The organism is Parasegetibacter sp. NRK P23 (assembly GCF_023721715.1).
Lineage (GTDB): Bacteria > Bacteroidota > Bacteroidia > Chitinophagales > Chitinophagaceae > Parasegetibacter.
The window spans coordinates 1,447,287-1,460,600 of sequence record NZ_JAMDLG010000001.1; the positions used below are offsets into that span (position 1 = coordinate 1,447,287).

Here is a 13,314-nt window from a genome sequence, read left to right on the forward strand (position 1 = left end):
AGTGCACCTTTGCGAGAAATTTCCAAACCTTACTCCGCAATCACCTCATACGTTCTGAAAGAACTGCTCATGGGCGCGGGCCTTCCTTCTGCCTTTGCTTTGGCGAGGTCCTCAAACCCGCGTTGGTGGCCTTTAATGAAGGCTTCGGATTTTGTCCAGTCTTTGAATGCGTTTTCTGTTTCCCAATAACTTACGATGAGATAGGAGTCTCCTTCCTTTGCAGGGCGCAACACGTGCATGTTGATGAATCCGGGCATCGTGTCTATGGCTTTGGCGCGGGAGCCGAACAGTTCTTCGAAACGAGGGCGGTATGCTTCGGTGCAATCGATGTAGTTAATGGCTACGAAATTCTTTTTCATTTGCTGATGATTTAATTGAGGGTCAAAAATAGAATTGTCACCGGAGTGTCAGGTATCCCCGGGGGAATAACAGTTATCCAGGAAGGAAATAACGGAGTGGCGCAGGGGAAAACAACGTCGGTGGCACCGCTTTTCTTCCCGCTCTGCGGAAACGCGCATAAACTTATCATGAGAAAAACACCGTTCGCGAAGAAAGAAAAACACGGTACCCGGTGGCGCCGCTATAGCGGTGCCACCGGGTACCGTGTTTTCCCCCACGAATAAGTTTTTCTCCCGGAATGAATATCCGTTGTGCTGAGTTTTGCGGCTGTTAAAGAAATCTCAACAATGATGCGCAAAACAAGTATGCAACTGCTGTTAAGAACACTACCGGTATTCCTGCTGCTGGCAATGGTCTCCTGTAATAAAGATGATAATGGAGGCGATCCGGAAACTCCTCCCGTGAGCGATACCATTTATGGAAAACTCATCACGGTTTCCAACCTCGCGCCGGAAGTAACAGACGACAACGACCCCACTTCTACCAACCGGCCGCCGATGTATTTTAGTTTGGAAGAAAACAAAGCGGTGCCCGCGGCTTATGTGAAAACCGCCCGCTGGGATATTTCCTTCACAGAAATCTACAATAGTTTCCTGGGCGGAAACAATGGCGGAAACACGGCCAATCTTGGAAGCGGCGGCCCGGGGAAAGGAGGAATTTACATGGTGGAAGAACCCTTTGAAAATGTGCTAACCGCGCCTGATGATACAAAGTTCCACACCGGAAAAGGCGTTTACGGCACCGATGATTCCGGTGATTTCGGCGCGGGCTTTGGCTGGTACCTCTACGATTTCGGCGGCACCATCAAAGGCGATGGAAGCTACGACCTGCAACACGTGGTATATCCTATTCAGCCACGCACCATCATTGTGCGTACCGCCCGCGGTAATTACGCCAAAATAAAAATGCTGAGTCTGTACAAAGATGAACTGGACCCAACGAAGTGGAGAAGGAACACCCCGCACCCCTACTTCAGTTTTCAATATGTACTCATGAAAGACGGCAACAAAAATTTCCAGATCAAATAAATCATTCTCATGCGCTCCGCAATATTTGTACTACTATTCCTCTCCGCAGCACTGGCTTCCTGTACCAAAACCATGGACCTGCCCGCACAACCTATGAACAGGATTCTTTCCTATAAAGTAACCAACGTTTACAACGGTTCTATTTCAGGTGTGGTGAACGATATTGAAAAATCCATCACCGTATACATTCCTTTCTATTATAACCTCGGCGTAATTGATCCGGCGATCACCGTTTCCGAAGGAGCGAAGTTACAGGACGAGGTGCTCCCGGTTCCCTTTGATGATTCTACCACCACTTATACCGTGATTGGCGCCGATGGATCAACCGCTACTTATAAACTGACGATCGTTATTCAGCAACCGGATTTCGTGGTGAACGAACATTCAACAGAAACAACTGTAACAGCTTATAATGTGCGTGGAGGAATGTCAATTGCCGGGAACTTCAACACCAAAGATCTTTCTGTTATAAAACCTTCACTCGTTTCCATTTCAACTGGCAAAGAATTCCCTATTCCGGTAGAGGCACTTACTGTAAGAGAAGAAATACAGAATACTGAAACAGGGGAAGCGAAATATGTCATCAGCAATGCAACGATCCCCGCCACGATGGATACCGGACTTTTTAAATTGAAAGTGAAGATATTCAACAAAACCGCCGAAACACAATATCCGATCCGGATCAATTATCCGCCGAATGGCATGTTGTTTCTATACAATAAAACATTCACACAGGGCGAGGTTTTCACGATCACGGCTGCCGCCACCAGTATTTTCAGAAACCTGAAATCGTTTGAAATTAAGGTGAACGGCGAATATGTGAACCTGCCAATACAATCTTACACAGTATATGAAGCGCAAGTGAAATTACCCGATGATTTCCCACCGGGAAATTATACGGAAACCCGCTTGCGTTTTGAAGATTCCCCTGAAATAGTGATCGCTTACAATACGATTACCGTGCACGCCAAATAGCAATAATCATGGCTTAACCGGCCACCACATACATTCCAAAAATTACAAAAATGAAAAACTTAGCAAGAACCTTTTCCACACTGGCGCTTTGCGCGGTGTTCGCCATATCCTGTTCAAAGAAAGACCAGCTTTCCGGAGCCGGTCTGGAAAAAGAGCCTTCCATTCAATCTGAAAGCGTTACCGCATTGGCTGTAACCTGTGCATCAGACAGTATTATCGGAAATTGCGCCACACCTTCCGGAGGCAGTTGGGGTGCTATAGATTTTGATTTGAGTTCGCCGGGAAGAGGCGCTGGACAGATCCAATTTGTGGATCGTTTCAACGCAACGATCCAGGTTACCAGTGGCTATTACGCTTATATATATGATGAGGCAGATGTAGATGCCTGTTCATTAACAAGATCAACGATCGTATCAGGAGCCATTTTGGTATCCAGCGGGCTGGTTGGATACAACAACACAGGAACAGGATGGTACAATTACTCCTTAATGTCCCCCACGCCAACGCCTAACAGAGTGGTCGTGATTACCGATGCCAGTTCCGCTTCCGGTATCAGTTCAGCATCAGAAGTATATGTCCTGAAACTGGACAACATCGGCTACCAGGCTGGTAGTTGCAGCATCGGTCAGTTCCAGGGCCTGTTAACATTCACGATCAACGAAATTTAAACCGAAGAGCTTTCATTAACCCAACGGTTGGTGAAGCCATGATTATCTATTGAACCTGAACAGCACTGAGATGAACATACAAAATACATTTTTGAAAGCAGGAATAGTATTGCCTGTAATAATCACTTACTTTTTTCTTTCTTCCTGCAAGAAAGAGAATCCTGATTATCCTTACAACGAAATCACATCCTTCGAAGTTAAAATAGACGAGGATAATGCGCTGAAGGCCGCGTTGGAAGGGAACGAAATAATTTTATACTGGCCGCCGTTCCAAGCTGAGCCGGATTCGATTGCACCGGAAATAAGCGTTTCTGACCGTGCGAAAATCAGTCCCGCAAGTGGAGAAAAAATTCCTTTTACTGATGGATTTACTTACCATGTTACCGCTCAGAACGGTAGCGTTCAGTCTTTTACATTGAAAATATCGGCCAATGTTCCTGATCCTGGTTTCTACTTTAACAACCCGGCTACAAACGGGGTTTATACTATTCGGTACGAACAAGATTTCCCATATATCAGAGGCTACTATATCATTCCTGATACCACAAAAACAAAGGTATATATCTCTAATTCAAAAGTTGGGGAAATCAATATGACTCCGTTTATTACAAGTCTTGCTCAGATTCGTTTGACATTTAACATCCCGACTTCAGTTGATACCGGCTTGTACAATATCAGGGTGGTTTCCGGTAAAGTTGCATTCGAGCCGGAAGAAAAACTTTACATCTATTACCACGAACCAGGGATAAGCTGGCCCTATACAACCGAATTGAAAACACGTGCCACGGTAACCTTTAACACTAAAATTGGTATGTATGCTGAAGGCCCTACCAAAATAGAAAAAGTACGGCTTCGTTCCGCTACCGATAGTACGCTCCATGAACTGGAACTGGTATTGGTGGAAGAAGGAAAAATAACCGTGAAGATACCCGATCAGTTTCCAACCGGAATTTATAATGGCATTGAACTCACATCTCCGGCGTTTCCCAATGGCTTCATGAATGATATTCTGAATGCCCGGAGGAGATTCGTTGTTTCCAACTGACCTACATGATAAGTTAACCCTTTCTTTCCTATCCATGCTCCCCGGCAGGCAATAAAAATCTATACCTTTATTGTCTGCCATTTTTTTAAGTATGGAAAATTTCAACTGGACCAGTTTCACGCTTCGCATCGCTATCAAGGCGCCCATGCAGCAATTGTACAATGCGTGGGCCCAACCTTCAGCAATCACAAAATGGTTTCTGGAAACAGCCAGCAATACATCCGCAGAAGGAATACTACTTGATGCATCGCTACCAGCCAGGGCAGGAGATACTTATCAATGGACCTGGTTCGTTTATGATGAAGTGGAGAAAGGACATTTCCTGGAAGCGAATGGTGTAAACAACCTGAAATTTTCTTTTGCCGGCCCCTGTATTGTGGAGATTGCCCTGCGGGAAGAATACGAATACACCGTGGTAACGCTCACGCAATCCAACATTCCTACCGATGATGCTTCCAAAAAGAACATCCGCCTGGGTTGCCACGATGGCTGGAGTTTTTACCTGGTGAACCTGAAATCTGTTTATGAAGGCGGCATTGATCTTCGCAACAAAGACACGCGTTTCCCGCCCATGCTCAACAACTAAGGCCGCACCACCATCACTGAAGCGGGATGTATTTCCGCTGAAATGCGCTTCTGTTTTCCCAGGTATTCTCCGTCCACCTGGAAAGGATAGGCTTTCTTCGCCTCAATCTTCGCGTTCCTGCAAGAGATGATTTCGATGGCCGAGGGGTCAAAGGGTTTGCGGGTGATCATCATCGATATCAGTTCCCGGAAAGCCATTCTTCTTACAATCACCAGTTCAAATAGCCCATCATCCGGTTTGCCCTGGGGATTTATAACGGCTCCCGTTCCATAGCGTGCTGCATTTGCCACTACAATCATCAGTGCTTTCCGTTGCAATAAACGGCCGTCTGCACGAATGGTGAGCGGCATGTAAATACGCGTACCGATCATTTTGAACAACGCCCTTGCATACCCGAGCATGCCCCGTTGTGGTATCTGCTCAAAATGCCGGAGTATTGTGGCATTCCAACCCATATCGCTGAGGTGAATGCACCATTCGCCGTTTACACAAACCAGGTCCAGCGGACGGGCATCGCCGGAAACAACCAGTTCCAGTGCATCGTTAATATTGGAAGGAATACCCAGTTCAGTGGCCATTCCGTTAGCCGATCCAGTGGGAAGAATGGCCAGCGGGGTTGTAATATGTTCCTGTTTCAGCAATCCCGCCATCATTTTGATGGTACCATCGCCTCCGGCGGCCACAATCCGTTCAGGTGCGAAATCCTTTATTTGCTGTAGGATAGCAGGCTCATTGTCCGTTGAAGTATCAATGGTGTGGAAGGCGAGCACATGCTCCTTCCCCCCGAACCAGTCCCGAACAATGGATTCCCAATTCTTATTGTTGGCTCCGGAAGCGGGATTTATAATGAACAATAGGCGCATATATCGGTTTTACTGAATCAGGTATGATTTTTTAAAAGAAAAGATCGTACCAGCAACACTAGTATGCAAAACAACACCAACCGGAAAGGGTTTATAAAAAGGGGACTCGTTGTAAGAGTGTACCGGGGATTCGGTCATAAGAACCGGATGCAGGTGTTCGGCCATGTGTTGTTTTCCCGCAAAGAGCGCAAAAGAAAGAAGAAAAGGTTGCTCGGAAACATGAAGGCCCTGCTGGACCTTTTTTTCGTGAAACCAGTCTCTAAAGCAGAAGTGGTATTGGAATGGGAAGGGAAACAGGTGAGCACATTAACAGAGGAAGATGGTTTTTTCCGGTTGGAATGGGAGTCTGAGGAATCCGTGCCTGCGGGCGAACACAAGGTGCAGGTGAGGTATAAGAACGGTAAACAGGTCCTTTCAGGGGAAGGCTCGGTAATTGTACCGCACGTTACGCAATTGGGCATTATCTCCGATATCGATGATACGCTACTGATCTCTCATTCTTCCACCATCATTAAAAGACTGCTCACGCTTTTCAGGCACCACGCGGGCTCGCGCAGGGCATTTGAAGGCGTGGCTGATTTCTACCGCAAACTTCAATACACAGATACCGATAAGGAGAATCCCAATCCCTTCTTTTATGTGTCCAGCAGCGAATGGAACCTATACCCCTACCTGCAGGTGTTCTTCGATGTACACAAATTTCCGAGAGGTGTTTTCCTGCTCAACCAGTTGAAGCGCTGGTATAACCTCCTGGCTTCAGGACAAACCAAACACAGCGGAAAATTCGTCCGCATCATCCGTATTATGGAAGCTTTTCCCAAACAATCCTTCCTGCTCATCGGTGATAACACCCAGCAGGACCCTGAGATTTACGCGGCGGTAGCGGCGTATTTTCCCCAGCGGGTGAAGGCCGTTTTTATCCGTATGGTATTGCCGGGAAAAAAACGGGTAACTGAAGCACAACTCAAAGTGGTAAAGGATCTCAATATTCCCTATTGCATTTTCAGGGACACGCCCGAAGCAGAGGTGTTCGCCCAACAACATGGACTGTTACCAGGAATCGTGTAGCTTTAGCAAAAGACCGCAATGAAAAGAAGTGCTATCGTTCCGATGCCGGAATTTTTTGACCGGTACATCAATCTCGTGGAAGATGTTCCTGTTGTTGAGGCGTTAACAGCAAGCGCCCAGGTATTCCCGGTTGCCGATATGCCAAAGATTTATGCGCTGGGCGATAAAGTGTACGCACCCGGCAAATGGACCATTAAAGATGTGGTGCAGCACATCATCGACAACGAACGCATACAGGCGTACAGGGCATTACGTTTTGCGCGCAACGATGCTTCGCTGTTGCCCGGTTATGATGAGGAACCGTATGCAAAAGAGGCGCGTGCCGAAAGAAGGAGCCTGGAAGAATTGCTGGAAGAATTTGAAGTAACCCGCCGCTCCAACATTTTATTGTTCAGCAGTTTTACGGAAGAAATGCTTTTACGGAAGGGAATTTGTTTTGGAAAAGAAATGAGTGTACTCGCATTGGGCTTTGTGCTGGCCGGGCACCAGGAACATCATGTACGTATAGTGCGCGAAAGGTATTTTCCATTGGTATAGGGTTTTGCGGCAAACTAAACCTTCCTTGTAAAAAAATTAACAGCCATTCCTGCAATGGTTCATGCATTGGCGTTGTCAATCCCGCCAAAGTATAGCCATGAAGAAATTATTTTTACTCGCAGCGCTTGCGGGGCTGGGATTCGTGTCCTGCAAAAAGAATCATTACGGAAGCTACCTGAAAGGAACTTACAAAGGCACCTTTAAACGCTACAACGAACCCGGGGCGGAAGAAGCCAATGTGAGCATTAATTTCAATTCCCCCAACTGGAGCGGCACCAGCGATATCGATAAGTATCCGGCCCTGGCACAAGGAAGGTTCTCTTCTGATGGAGAAGTGATCCGCTTCACCAACACCGCCGCCTGGACAGCGGACTTCGACTGGACATTGATCCTGGACGGAACTTATATTGAACGGGCCGAAGGAGATAGTCTTGTTTTTACGAAAAGCTATGGAAACGGGTGGGTGGACGTGTATAAGCTGAAGAAGCAGTAGGTTCACGTGATAGCTTCCTGCGATCTACGAAACAGGAAGCTATCGCGTGAATCATATACCTGCGCGCTATGAGAAAAGATACTCCACATCCGCCTTGCTCAGGCTCTTCACAAAACCCGTATCATCGGAAATAAGGTCTTTCGCGAGTAGGCGCTTCTTCTCCTGCAGTTGCAGAATTTTATCTTCTATGGTATCCTTACAGATCATGCGGTAAGCGAAAATATTCTTGGTTTGCCCGATACGGTGGGTCCGGTCAATGGCCTGTTGCTCTACGGCGGGGTTCCACCATGGGTCCACGATGTACACGTAATCGGCGGCGGTCAGGTTCAGACCCACACCACCCGCTTTAAGGGATATAAGGAATACACGGCATTTGTCGTCGTTCTGGAAATGCTGGATGGCCCGTTCCCTTTCGGTGGCGGTGGTGCTTCCGTCAAAGTATTCGAATTCCACGCCCAGTTCCTTCATTTTTTCGCGGATCAGTCCCAGCATACCCAGGAACTGCGAGAAAATGAGCGCTTTGTGGTTGCTGATGTTCTCGGTAATCTCCCGCGCGATTTCATCAAGTTTGATGGAGTGGTTGGGGAACTTTTCCTGTTCATTCAGGATGGCCGGAGAATCACAGATCTGGCGGAGTTTCATCAACCCCTGCAGGATGGTGAGCTGCGATTTCTGAATGCCCTGTTCATCGATGATACCGAGGATGCGGTCACGGAAATCGTTGCGGTAGGCGTCGTAAATTTTCCTTTGTTCATCCTCCATTTCACAATAAAGAATGGTTTCCATTTTCTCCGGCAGGTCACGCGCCACCTGTTCCTTCGTTCTTCTCAGGATGAAAGGGTACAATATTTTCCGGAGGTGTTCCTTGCGTTCCTGCTCCCCGAATTTATCAATGGGAATGGCGAATTCCTGGCGGAAAAACTCGATGCTGCCCAACATGCCCGGGTTAAGGAAGTTCATCTGGGCGAAGATGTCGAAGGTATTGTTCTGCAATGGGGTACCACTAAGACAAAGACGGTTCTTCGCTTTCAATACGGATGCCGCTTTGGTCACTTTGCTCGCCGGGTTCTTGATGGCCTGCGATTCATCCAGTACCACGTAATCGAAGGCTATTTCAGACAATACTTTGATGTCACTTCTCAACGTGCCATAAGTGGTGATGATCACATCGTATCCTCCCAGTATATCGGAGGAACGGGTACGCATACTCGAATGGTGGATGATATAGGTGAGGTTGGGCGTGAACTTTTTAATCTCGTTCTCCCAGTTGTACATCAGGGTGGTAGGGCATACCACCAGCGCCTGCATTTTTCCCTGCGTAGCCTGGATATGGTGCAGGAACGAAAGCGCCTGAATGGTTTTACCCAGACCCATATCATCGGCCAGTATCCCGCCCCAGCCTACTTCGTTCAGGTAATTGAGCCATTGGAAACCTGAAGTCTGGTAGGGCCTTAATATCGGCGCCAGGTGCGCGGGCGGAGGCACTTCCGCTATACGGTGATCGGAATCGCGGAGCCGCTCGTATTTTTCTTCCAATTGTATCATCAACTCTTCTTCATCGCGGTTGTCGTACAACTCGTCGATCACGCTGAGGTGGTATTTGGAAAGGCGGAGCTGGTTGGTTTTTCCTTCGCCTACCCGGAAGAGCAGCGAATATTTTTTGATCCATTCTTCGGGCAGCACACCGAGTGTTCCGTCTGAAAGATGCACAAATTGTTGCTTGTTGGCCAAAGCGCGTTTCACCTCGGCGATGGTTACTTTGAGGTCACCGAATTCGATTTCCACGCGGGCATCGAACCAATCAGTATTGCTGGAAATATGGATGCGGGTGGAGGGCTTGGCTGTATTGAAGCGGAAATTTTTGAGCGCGTCGAAGCCGAGAACGGGCACTTTCATGTCGCGCATGGCATCTACGAAAAGAAAGAACCAGTTGTTCTTCAGCACGTCGGCACCTTTCAGCACCAGTTGCTGACCACCTTCCGGCCGGATGAACTGCGAATGCAGGTTCTCCAGTTTCTGCATGAATTTATTTTCCGCCGCTCTGTTGCGGTGGATGATCCACACTTTCTCGCCGGTGGGCACCACGATCTCTTCTTTGTCGCCGGCGCGGGTATCGTATCCTTTGTAATTGAATACAGGCTGAAACACAAGGTAATCGCCTTTTTCCTGCAACAACAGGCGTACTTCGGGTTCCCCGTCTTTCACCTCCTCCACGAGGGAGGAATCGAATTGTACGTGGTATTCGCGGGTGAGCGGCAGAATGGTATTGCGCAGGTACGCGGGCCAGTCGGCCTTGCTGATGCCTTTCTTTTTCTGCTGTAGAAATCCTTCGGCCTGCATCACATCTTCCGGACGTTTCCAGGTGTACAGCACCCCATTGTATAAAAAGATCAGGCTGCTGCTGGTCTCGTTCTCCGTGAGTGGAATCCGTTGCCCGTTGAGCCTGGCGAAAGCATTCATTTCAAAACCGTTCCCGTTCTTTTCGATGGAGAATTCCGGAAGGATCGGTTCTTCCGCCACCTCGATGTTTTCGAGATTTTTGGTGAGGTAAGGTTTGCCTTTGGGAAGAAGGAAAAGCTTTTCGCTGCCCGCCACTTCATTCAGCAACTTACTCAGTTTAGGATGGAGGTATTCCACCATCAGCGACTTCGTTTCTTCGGGAAGGTCATCGTCTTCATGGTGTACGATGTTCTCCCAGAACCCCGAAAAAGGAGAGTTCCTGTTGAGGTATTTGGTGATTTCCGTTTCCTGGAAGCGACGGAGTTGGGGTAAAAGCTGTTTGTCGGCGTCATTCAGTTCCTGGCCGTCCACAAATTTGCTGAGGTCCAGCTTTTCAGCTTTTCCCGCGAACAGGTTGCCGTTCTCTCCCGACTCTCCTTTCACGGCTTCCACCAGGAAATAAGGGTAAGATTTCTGCTGCAGATTAATGACCACGCCCAGGGCGGAACTGGCTTTCGCGGTTTCCTGCTCCGGCATTTCCGTCTCCTGTTCCACGACCTGCTCCACCACCACGGGCTCCGGTTCGGGTTTGGGTAAACGCGCGTTGGCGGCGGGTGCCAGTCTTTTTATAGAAGTATCCAGTACACGGAGGAAGGGCTTGCCATCTTTATAAGTGAATTCAAATTTCCCTTTCAGGTCATCACTCAAAGAGTAGCCGTAGGCTTCCAGTAGCTTGTTTTTTTCTTTATCCCAGTTCCGGATGGTATCAAAATAGTGTGCCCCATAAGCGTGCAGCAGTTGCAGCAATAGCATTGTTTTGTGAAAACACAACGGGTGCGCGGTTTCATTACAGGTGCAACTGGTATCAAAGTTTCTTTCTTCGTTCTTCTGAATCACTACGGGAAACGTTTCTCCGTCAATATCCAGGGAGGCGGTCACTTTCTCTTCTTTGGCCGAAAGAATGTTCACCTTCTGGGTACGAAGCAGTTTTTCGGCTTCCTCAAAATCGACCGGGGCGGAGAGCATCTTGATCGTTTTCAGATCGATCTGCTTCATCTTCACCACCGTATGCTTCTGATTGTAAGCGATTTCCCGGTTACCGAGCATATTCCGGTCCAGCAATTCCTGGAGTTGGAAAAGCGCGGCGGATTCGTGGCGGCAGATGTCTCCCAGGTTATAGGGACAACTGCAACGCACGGAAAGGGTTTTCGGGTCACGGAACTTTTGCACCTGCACCTTGTAGTAAGTGGCGTAGCTGTCATCTTTTACGCGGAAAAGCGCTGAACCCATCAGTTCATCGTATTCCATCAGTTCCACGTACCCAATGGCGTGGATTTTCTTTCCTCTTCTTATAACCTCATCCGTGCCGCTGTTGTAAACGTATTTAATAAGGTGCGGTAAAGCCATGTAAGTGAATTAGGTTTAATGATGGCCCTCACCCCGCTTCCGGTCCGGTACCGGAAAGGCCAATTTGCAAAAGTAAAGGAAAAATGAGCAGATTTTGAAGTAATATTTGAACCATTCAAGGGTTGATGAATATATCTTATTGCTTAACATTAAATTAGCTTGCGGTAACAATAAAAGGCGTATCTTCGCATCGTTAATTGAGCAACAGCCAAGTAAGTTGATGATTTTCTGCTAATAGTCTTTTCTGCTAATAGGTCAGTATAAGTCTTTATTACCCCAGCTTTTCTCAGTATTTATTCTTTTTTTAATTTTTAGTATGAACATTTTTGTTTCAAACCTGAGCTTCAACGTAACTGATGAAGACCTGAACGATTTTTTTGCTGAGTACGGTGAAATTTCTTCCGCTAAAGTAATCATGGACAAATTCACAGGCCAGAGCCGTGGATTCGGATTCGTGGAAATGTCTGATGACGAACAAGCCCGCAAAGCAATCGCTGAGCTGGATGGTGGAATGGTAGAAGGAAGAGCGATCCGCGTTTCCGAAGCCCGTCCCCGCGAAGATCGTCCCGCCGGTGGTGGTGGCAACCGCAACGGTGGTGGTGGTTTCAACAGGAACAAGAGCTTCAGCCGTTACTAATTGAAGCTTTAAGAGATAGACCTCTTATAAAGATAAAGCCGCCTTTACGGGCGGCTTTTCTTTTTATTCCCTTCCCATCTTACTACTTTTCCTTCAGCTTCGTGGCCAGCGAAACCGCATAATTTTCCAGTGCCTTTTTCGCAGCGGCAATGTATTGCGCCTTCGTGGTGGAGACCACTACGGGAACCGCGTTGAAATCTTTGGCGAAGATGTTCTCCTTTTTGTTGAGGACTTTCCTGTTCGGATCCTGGGTTACCTCGTTCGCGAACTTCATGCCGGAAGAAATGTCTTTTTCAAACTGGATCATATCGGTGGCCATTTTCTGGTTGTAGAACATGATCCTTCCGCCCACCGGCTTTCCGTCCCATGTAGTGCCGCCGGCTACTTTAAGGTTCGCGCCTACCGATGAGTTAAAATTGAACGCTTTTGTTTTGGTGATTTTAGTGATGCCGCCCACTTCGTAACTAACGGCGGTGCCGGTTTTAGCATCGCCATCCATCATGATGTCGGCGAAATCCACTACGGTGTGCATGTACGCGACCGGAGCACCAAGTTCATCACTGAATTTACCGGCCCTCTTCATTTTGCCGAACGCAAAGCCGATGTTCATGGTTTTGGTAGGGTCATAAGAAATCAGGGTATTGCCATTGTTGGCGTTAACCACCTCATAAACCTGGCCCTTGCGTTGGGTTTCTTCCTTTACTTTCTTTTCGTCTCCCGCCTCATTTTCGGCGGTATAGAAATCCGCTTTGGTAACGGTTCCCCAGTCTACGGTACCAATGCCCGCCGCTTCCAGTTGCTGGTTCAGGTAGGTGTAGAAATGATCGGCCAGGCCCTGGAAATCTTCTTTGGTAAGATCTCCATCGGTGGTTTCGAGGTAAGCGGTAACTCTTCCGGTTACACTTCCTCCCAATGATTTTCTTCCGCCAAAGGCGCCTTTTTCATTCTTCAGCATTTCGCGGGTGGTGGCGGTTTTAAAGATGATGGTGCTTTGTGCAACGGCCAGCTTTTCAAGTTTGGGTACGATGGTCTTCTTACCCATCGAACCACCGCCCTGTACTTTAAGGGCATCAGGGTCTGGTTGAGCCACGGCGCTCATTGCCATGGCCAGGAAAAGAGGAAGTACAAGATTTTTTTTCATTTTTTTGTTGGGTTTGAACGGGGTAAAG

14 protein-coding genes are annotated in these 13,314 nt (G+C 47.8%); 10 read left to right on the forward strand and 4 right to left on the reverse strand.

Annotated elements, in window-relative coordinates; translation table 11 throughout:
* Window positions 1-29: 29 nt before the first annotated feature.
* Window positions 30-359, reverse strand: a complete 330-nt coding sequence (locus tag M4J38_RS05725; RefSeq protein WP_251758577.1) for an antibiotic biosynthesis monooxygenase — start codon at window positions 357-359, stop codon at window positions 30-32.
* Between the two features lie 45 nt (window positions 360-404).
* On the opposite strand from M4J38_RS05725, the gene M4J38_RS05730 reads away from it, so the two are divergent.
* The 6 genes from M4J38_RS05730 (at window position 405) to M4J38_RS05755 (ending at window position 4,701) form a co-directional block, all read left to right on the forward strand.
* On the forward strand, window positions 405-623 hold the full coding sequence (locus M4J38_RS05730; RefSeq protein WP_251758578.1) for a hypothetical protein: 219 nt from the start codon (window positions 405-407) through the stop codon (window positions 621-623).
* A 63-nt stretch (window positions 624-686) separates the two neighbouring features.
* Window positions 687-1,427, forward strand: coding sequence for an HmuY family protein (locus M4J38_RS05735; protein WP_251758579.1), 741 nt, complete (start codon window positions 687-689; stop codon window positions 1,425-1,427).
* Window positions 1,428-1,436: 9 nt separating this feature from the next.
* A complete protein-coding gene (locus M4J38_RS05740) occupies window positions 1,437-2,402 on the forward strand; it encodes a hypothetical protein (protein ID WP_251758580.1) in 966 nt (321 codons plus the stop codon).
* Window positions 2,403-2,452: 50 nt separating this feature from the next.
* Window positions 2,453-3,070 (forward strand): hypothetical protein, encoded by a 618-nt coding sequence (locus M4J38_RS05745; protein ID WP_251758581.1) that lies wholly within the window; start codon window positions 2,453-2,455, stop codon window positions 3,068-3,070.
* A 91-nt stretch (window positions 3,071-3,161) separates the two neighbouring features.
* Window positions 3,162-4,115, forward strand: coding sequence for a DUF5018 domain-containing protein (locus M4J38_RS05750; protein WP_251758582.1), 954 nt, complete (start codon window positions 3,162-3,164; stop codon window positions 4,113-4,115).
* Between the two features lie 91 nt (window positions 4,116-4,206).
* Window positions 4,207-4,701 (forward strand): SRPBCC domain-containing protein, encoded by a 495-nt coding sequence (locus tag M4J38_RS05755; protein ID WP_251758583.1) that lies wholly within the window; start codon window positions 4,207-4,209, stop codon window positions 4,699-4,701.
* Here the strand turns inward: M4J38_RS05755 and M4J38_RS05760 are convergent.
* Window positions 4,698-5,564: a diacylglycerol kinase family protein gene (locus M4J38_RS05760; RefSeq protein WP_251758584.1), complete on the reverse strand. Its 867-nt coding sequence runs from the start codon at window positions 5,562-5,564 to the stop codon at window positions 4,698-4,700. The two genes, M4J38_RS05755 and M4J38_RS05760, sit on opposite strands and share 4 nt — an antisense overlap.
* A gap of 63 nt (window positions 5,565-5,627) precedes the next feature.
* Between M4J38_RS05760 and M4J38_RS05765 the strand changes: the two genes are divergently transcribed.
* From M4J38_RS05765 to M4J38_RS05775, 3 genes are all read left to right on the forward strand, one after another.
* Window positions 5,628-6,632, forward strand: a complete 1,005-nt coding sequence (locus M4J38_RS05765) for an App1 family protein (RefSeq protein ID WP_251758585.1) — start codon at window positions 5,628-5,630, stop codon at window positions 6,630-6,632.
* A gap of 18 nt (window positions 6,633-6,650) precedes the next feature.
* Complete coding sequence (locus M4J38_RS05770; RefSeq protein ID WP_251758586.1) at window positions 6,651-7,169, forward strand: DinB family protein; 519 nt, start codon at window positions 6,651-6,653, stop codon at window positions 7,167-7,169.
* Between the two features lie 97 nt (window positions 7,170-7,266).
* On the forward strand, window positions 7,267-7,662 hold the full coding sequence (locus M4J38_RS05775) for a hypothetical protein (protein ID WP_251758587.1): 396 nt from the start codon (window positions 7,267-7,269) through the stop codon (window positions 7,660-7,662).
* A 66-nt stretch (window positions 7,663-7,728) separates the two neighbouring features.
* Here the strand turns inward: M4J38_RS05775 and M4J38_RS05780 are convergent, their stop codons facing one another.
* Window positions 7,729-11,508, reverse strand: coding sequence for a DEAD/DEAH box helicase (locus tag M4J38_RS05780; protein WP_251758588.1), 3,780 nt, complete (start codon window positions 11,506-11,508; stop codon window positions 7,729-7,731).
* Between the two features lie 316 nt (window positions 11,509-11,824).
* Between M4J38_RS05780 and M4J38_RS05785 the strand changes: the two genes are divergently transcribed.
* A complete protein-coding gene (locus tag M4J38_RS05785; RefSeq protein ID WP_251758589.1) occupies window positions 11,825-12,145 on the forward strand; it encodes an RNA-binding protein in 321 nt (106 codons plus the stop codon).
* An 82-nt stretch (window positions 12,146-12,227) separates the two neighbouring features.
* On the opposite strand, the gene M4J38_RS05790 is transcribed toward M4J38_RS05785, so the two are convergent.
* On the reverse strand, window positions 12,228-13,286 hold the full coding sequence (locus M4J38_RS05790) for a hypothetical protein (protein ID WP_251758590.1): 1,059 nt from the start codon (window positions 13,284-13,286) through the stop codon (window positions 12,228-12,230).
* Window positions 13,287-13,314: the final 28 nt, after the last annotated feature.

Bases quoted from the DNA above. Each gene is read 5' to 3' on its own strand.
- M4J38_RS05735 (WP_251758579.1), top strand. From the start codon at position 687: ATGATGCGCAAAACAAGTATGCAACTGCTGTTAAGAACACTACCGGTA.
- M4J38_RS05780 (WP_251758588.1), bottom strand. From the start codon at position 11,508: ATGGCTTTACCGCACCTTATTAAATACGTTTACAACAGCGGCACGGAT.
- M4J38_RS05760 (WP_251758584.1), bottom strand. From the start codon at position 5,564: ATGCGCCTATTGTTCATTATAAATCCCGCTTCCGGAGCCAACAATAAG.
- M4J38_RS05725 (WP_251758577.1), bottom strand. From the start codon at position 359: ATGAAAAAGAATTTCGTAGCCATTAACTACATCGATTGCACCGAAGCA.
- M4J38_RS05785 (WP_251758589.1), top strand. From the start codon at position 11,825: ATGAACATTTTTGTTTCAAACCTGAGCTTCAACGTAACTGATGAAGAC.
- M4J38_RS05765 (WP_251758585.1), top strand. From the start codon at position 5,628: ATGCAAAACAACACCAACCGGAAAGGGTTTATAAAAAGGGGACTCGTT.
- M4J38_RS05775 (WP_251758587.1), top strand. From the start codon at position 7,267: ATGAAGAAATTATTTTTACTCGCAGCGCTTGCGGGGCTGGGATTCGTG.
- M4J38_RS05770 (WP_251758586.1), top strand. From the start codon at position 6,651: ATGAAAAGAAGTGCTATCGTTCCGATGCCGGAATTTTTTGACCGGTAC.
- M4J38_RS05745 (WP_251758581.1), top strand. From the start codon at position 2,453: ATGAAAAACTTAGCAAGAACCTTTTCCACACTGGCGCTTTGCGCGGTG.
- M4J38_RS05740 (WP_251758580.1), top strand. From the start codon at position 1,437: ATGCGCTCCGCAATATTTGTACTACTATTCCTCTCCGCAGCACTGGCT.
- M4J38_RS05790 (WP_251758590.1), bottom strand. From the start codon at position 13,286: ATGAAAAAAAATCTTGTACTTCCTCTTTTCCTGGCCATGGCAATGAGC.
- M4J38_RS05755 (WP_251758583.1), top strand. From the start codon at position 4,207: ATGGAAAATTTCAACTGGACCAGTTTCACGCTTCGCATCGCTATCAAG.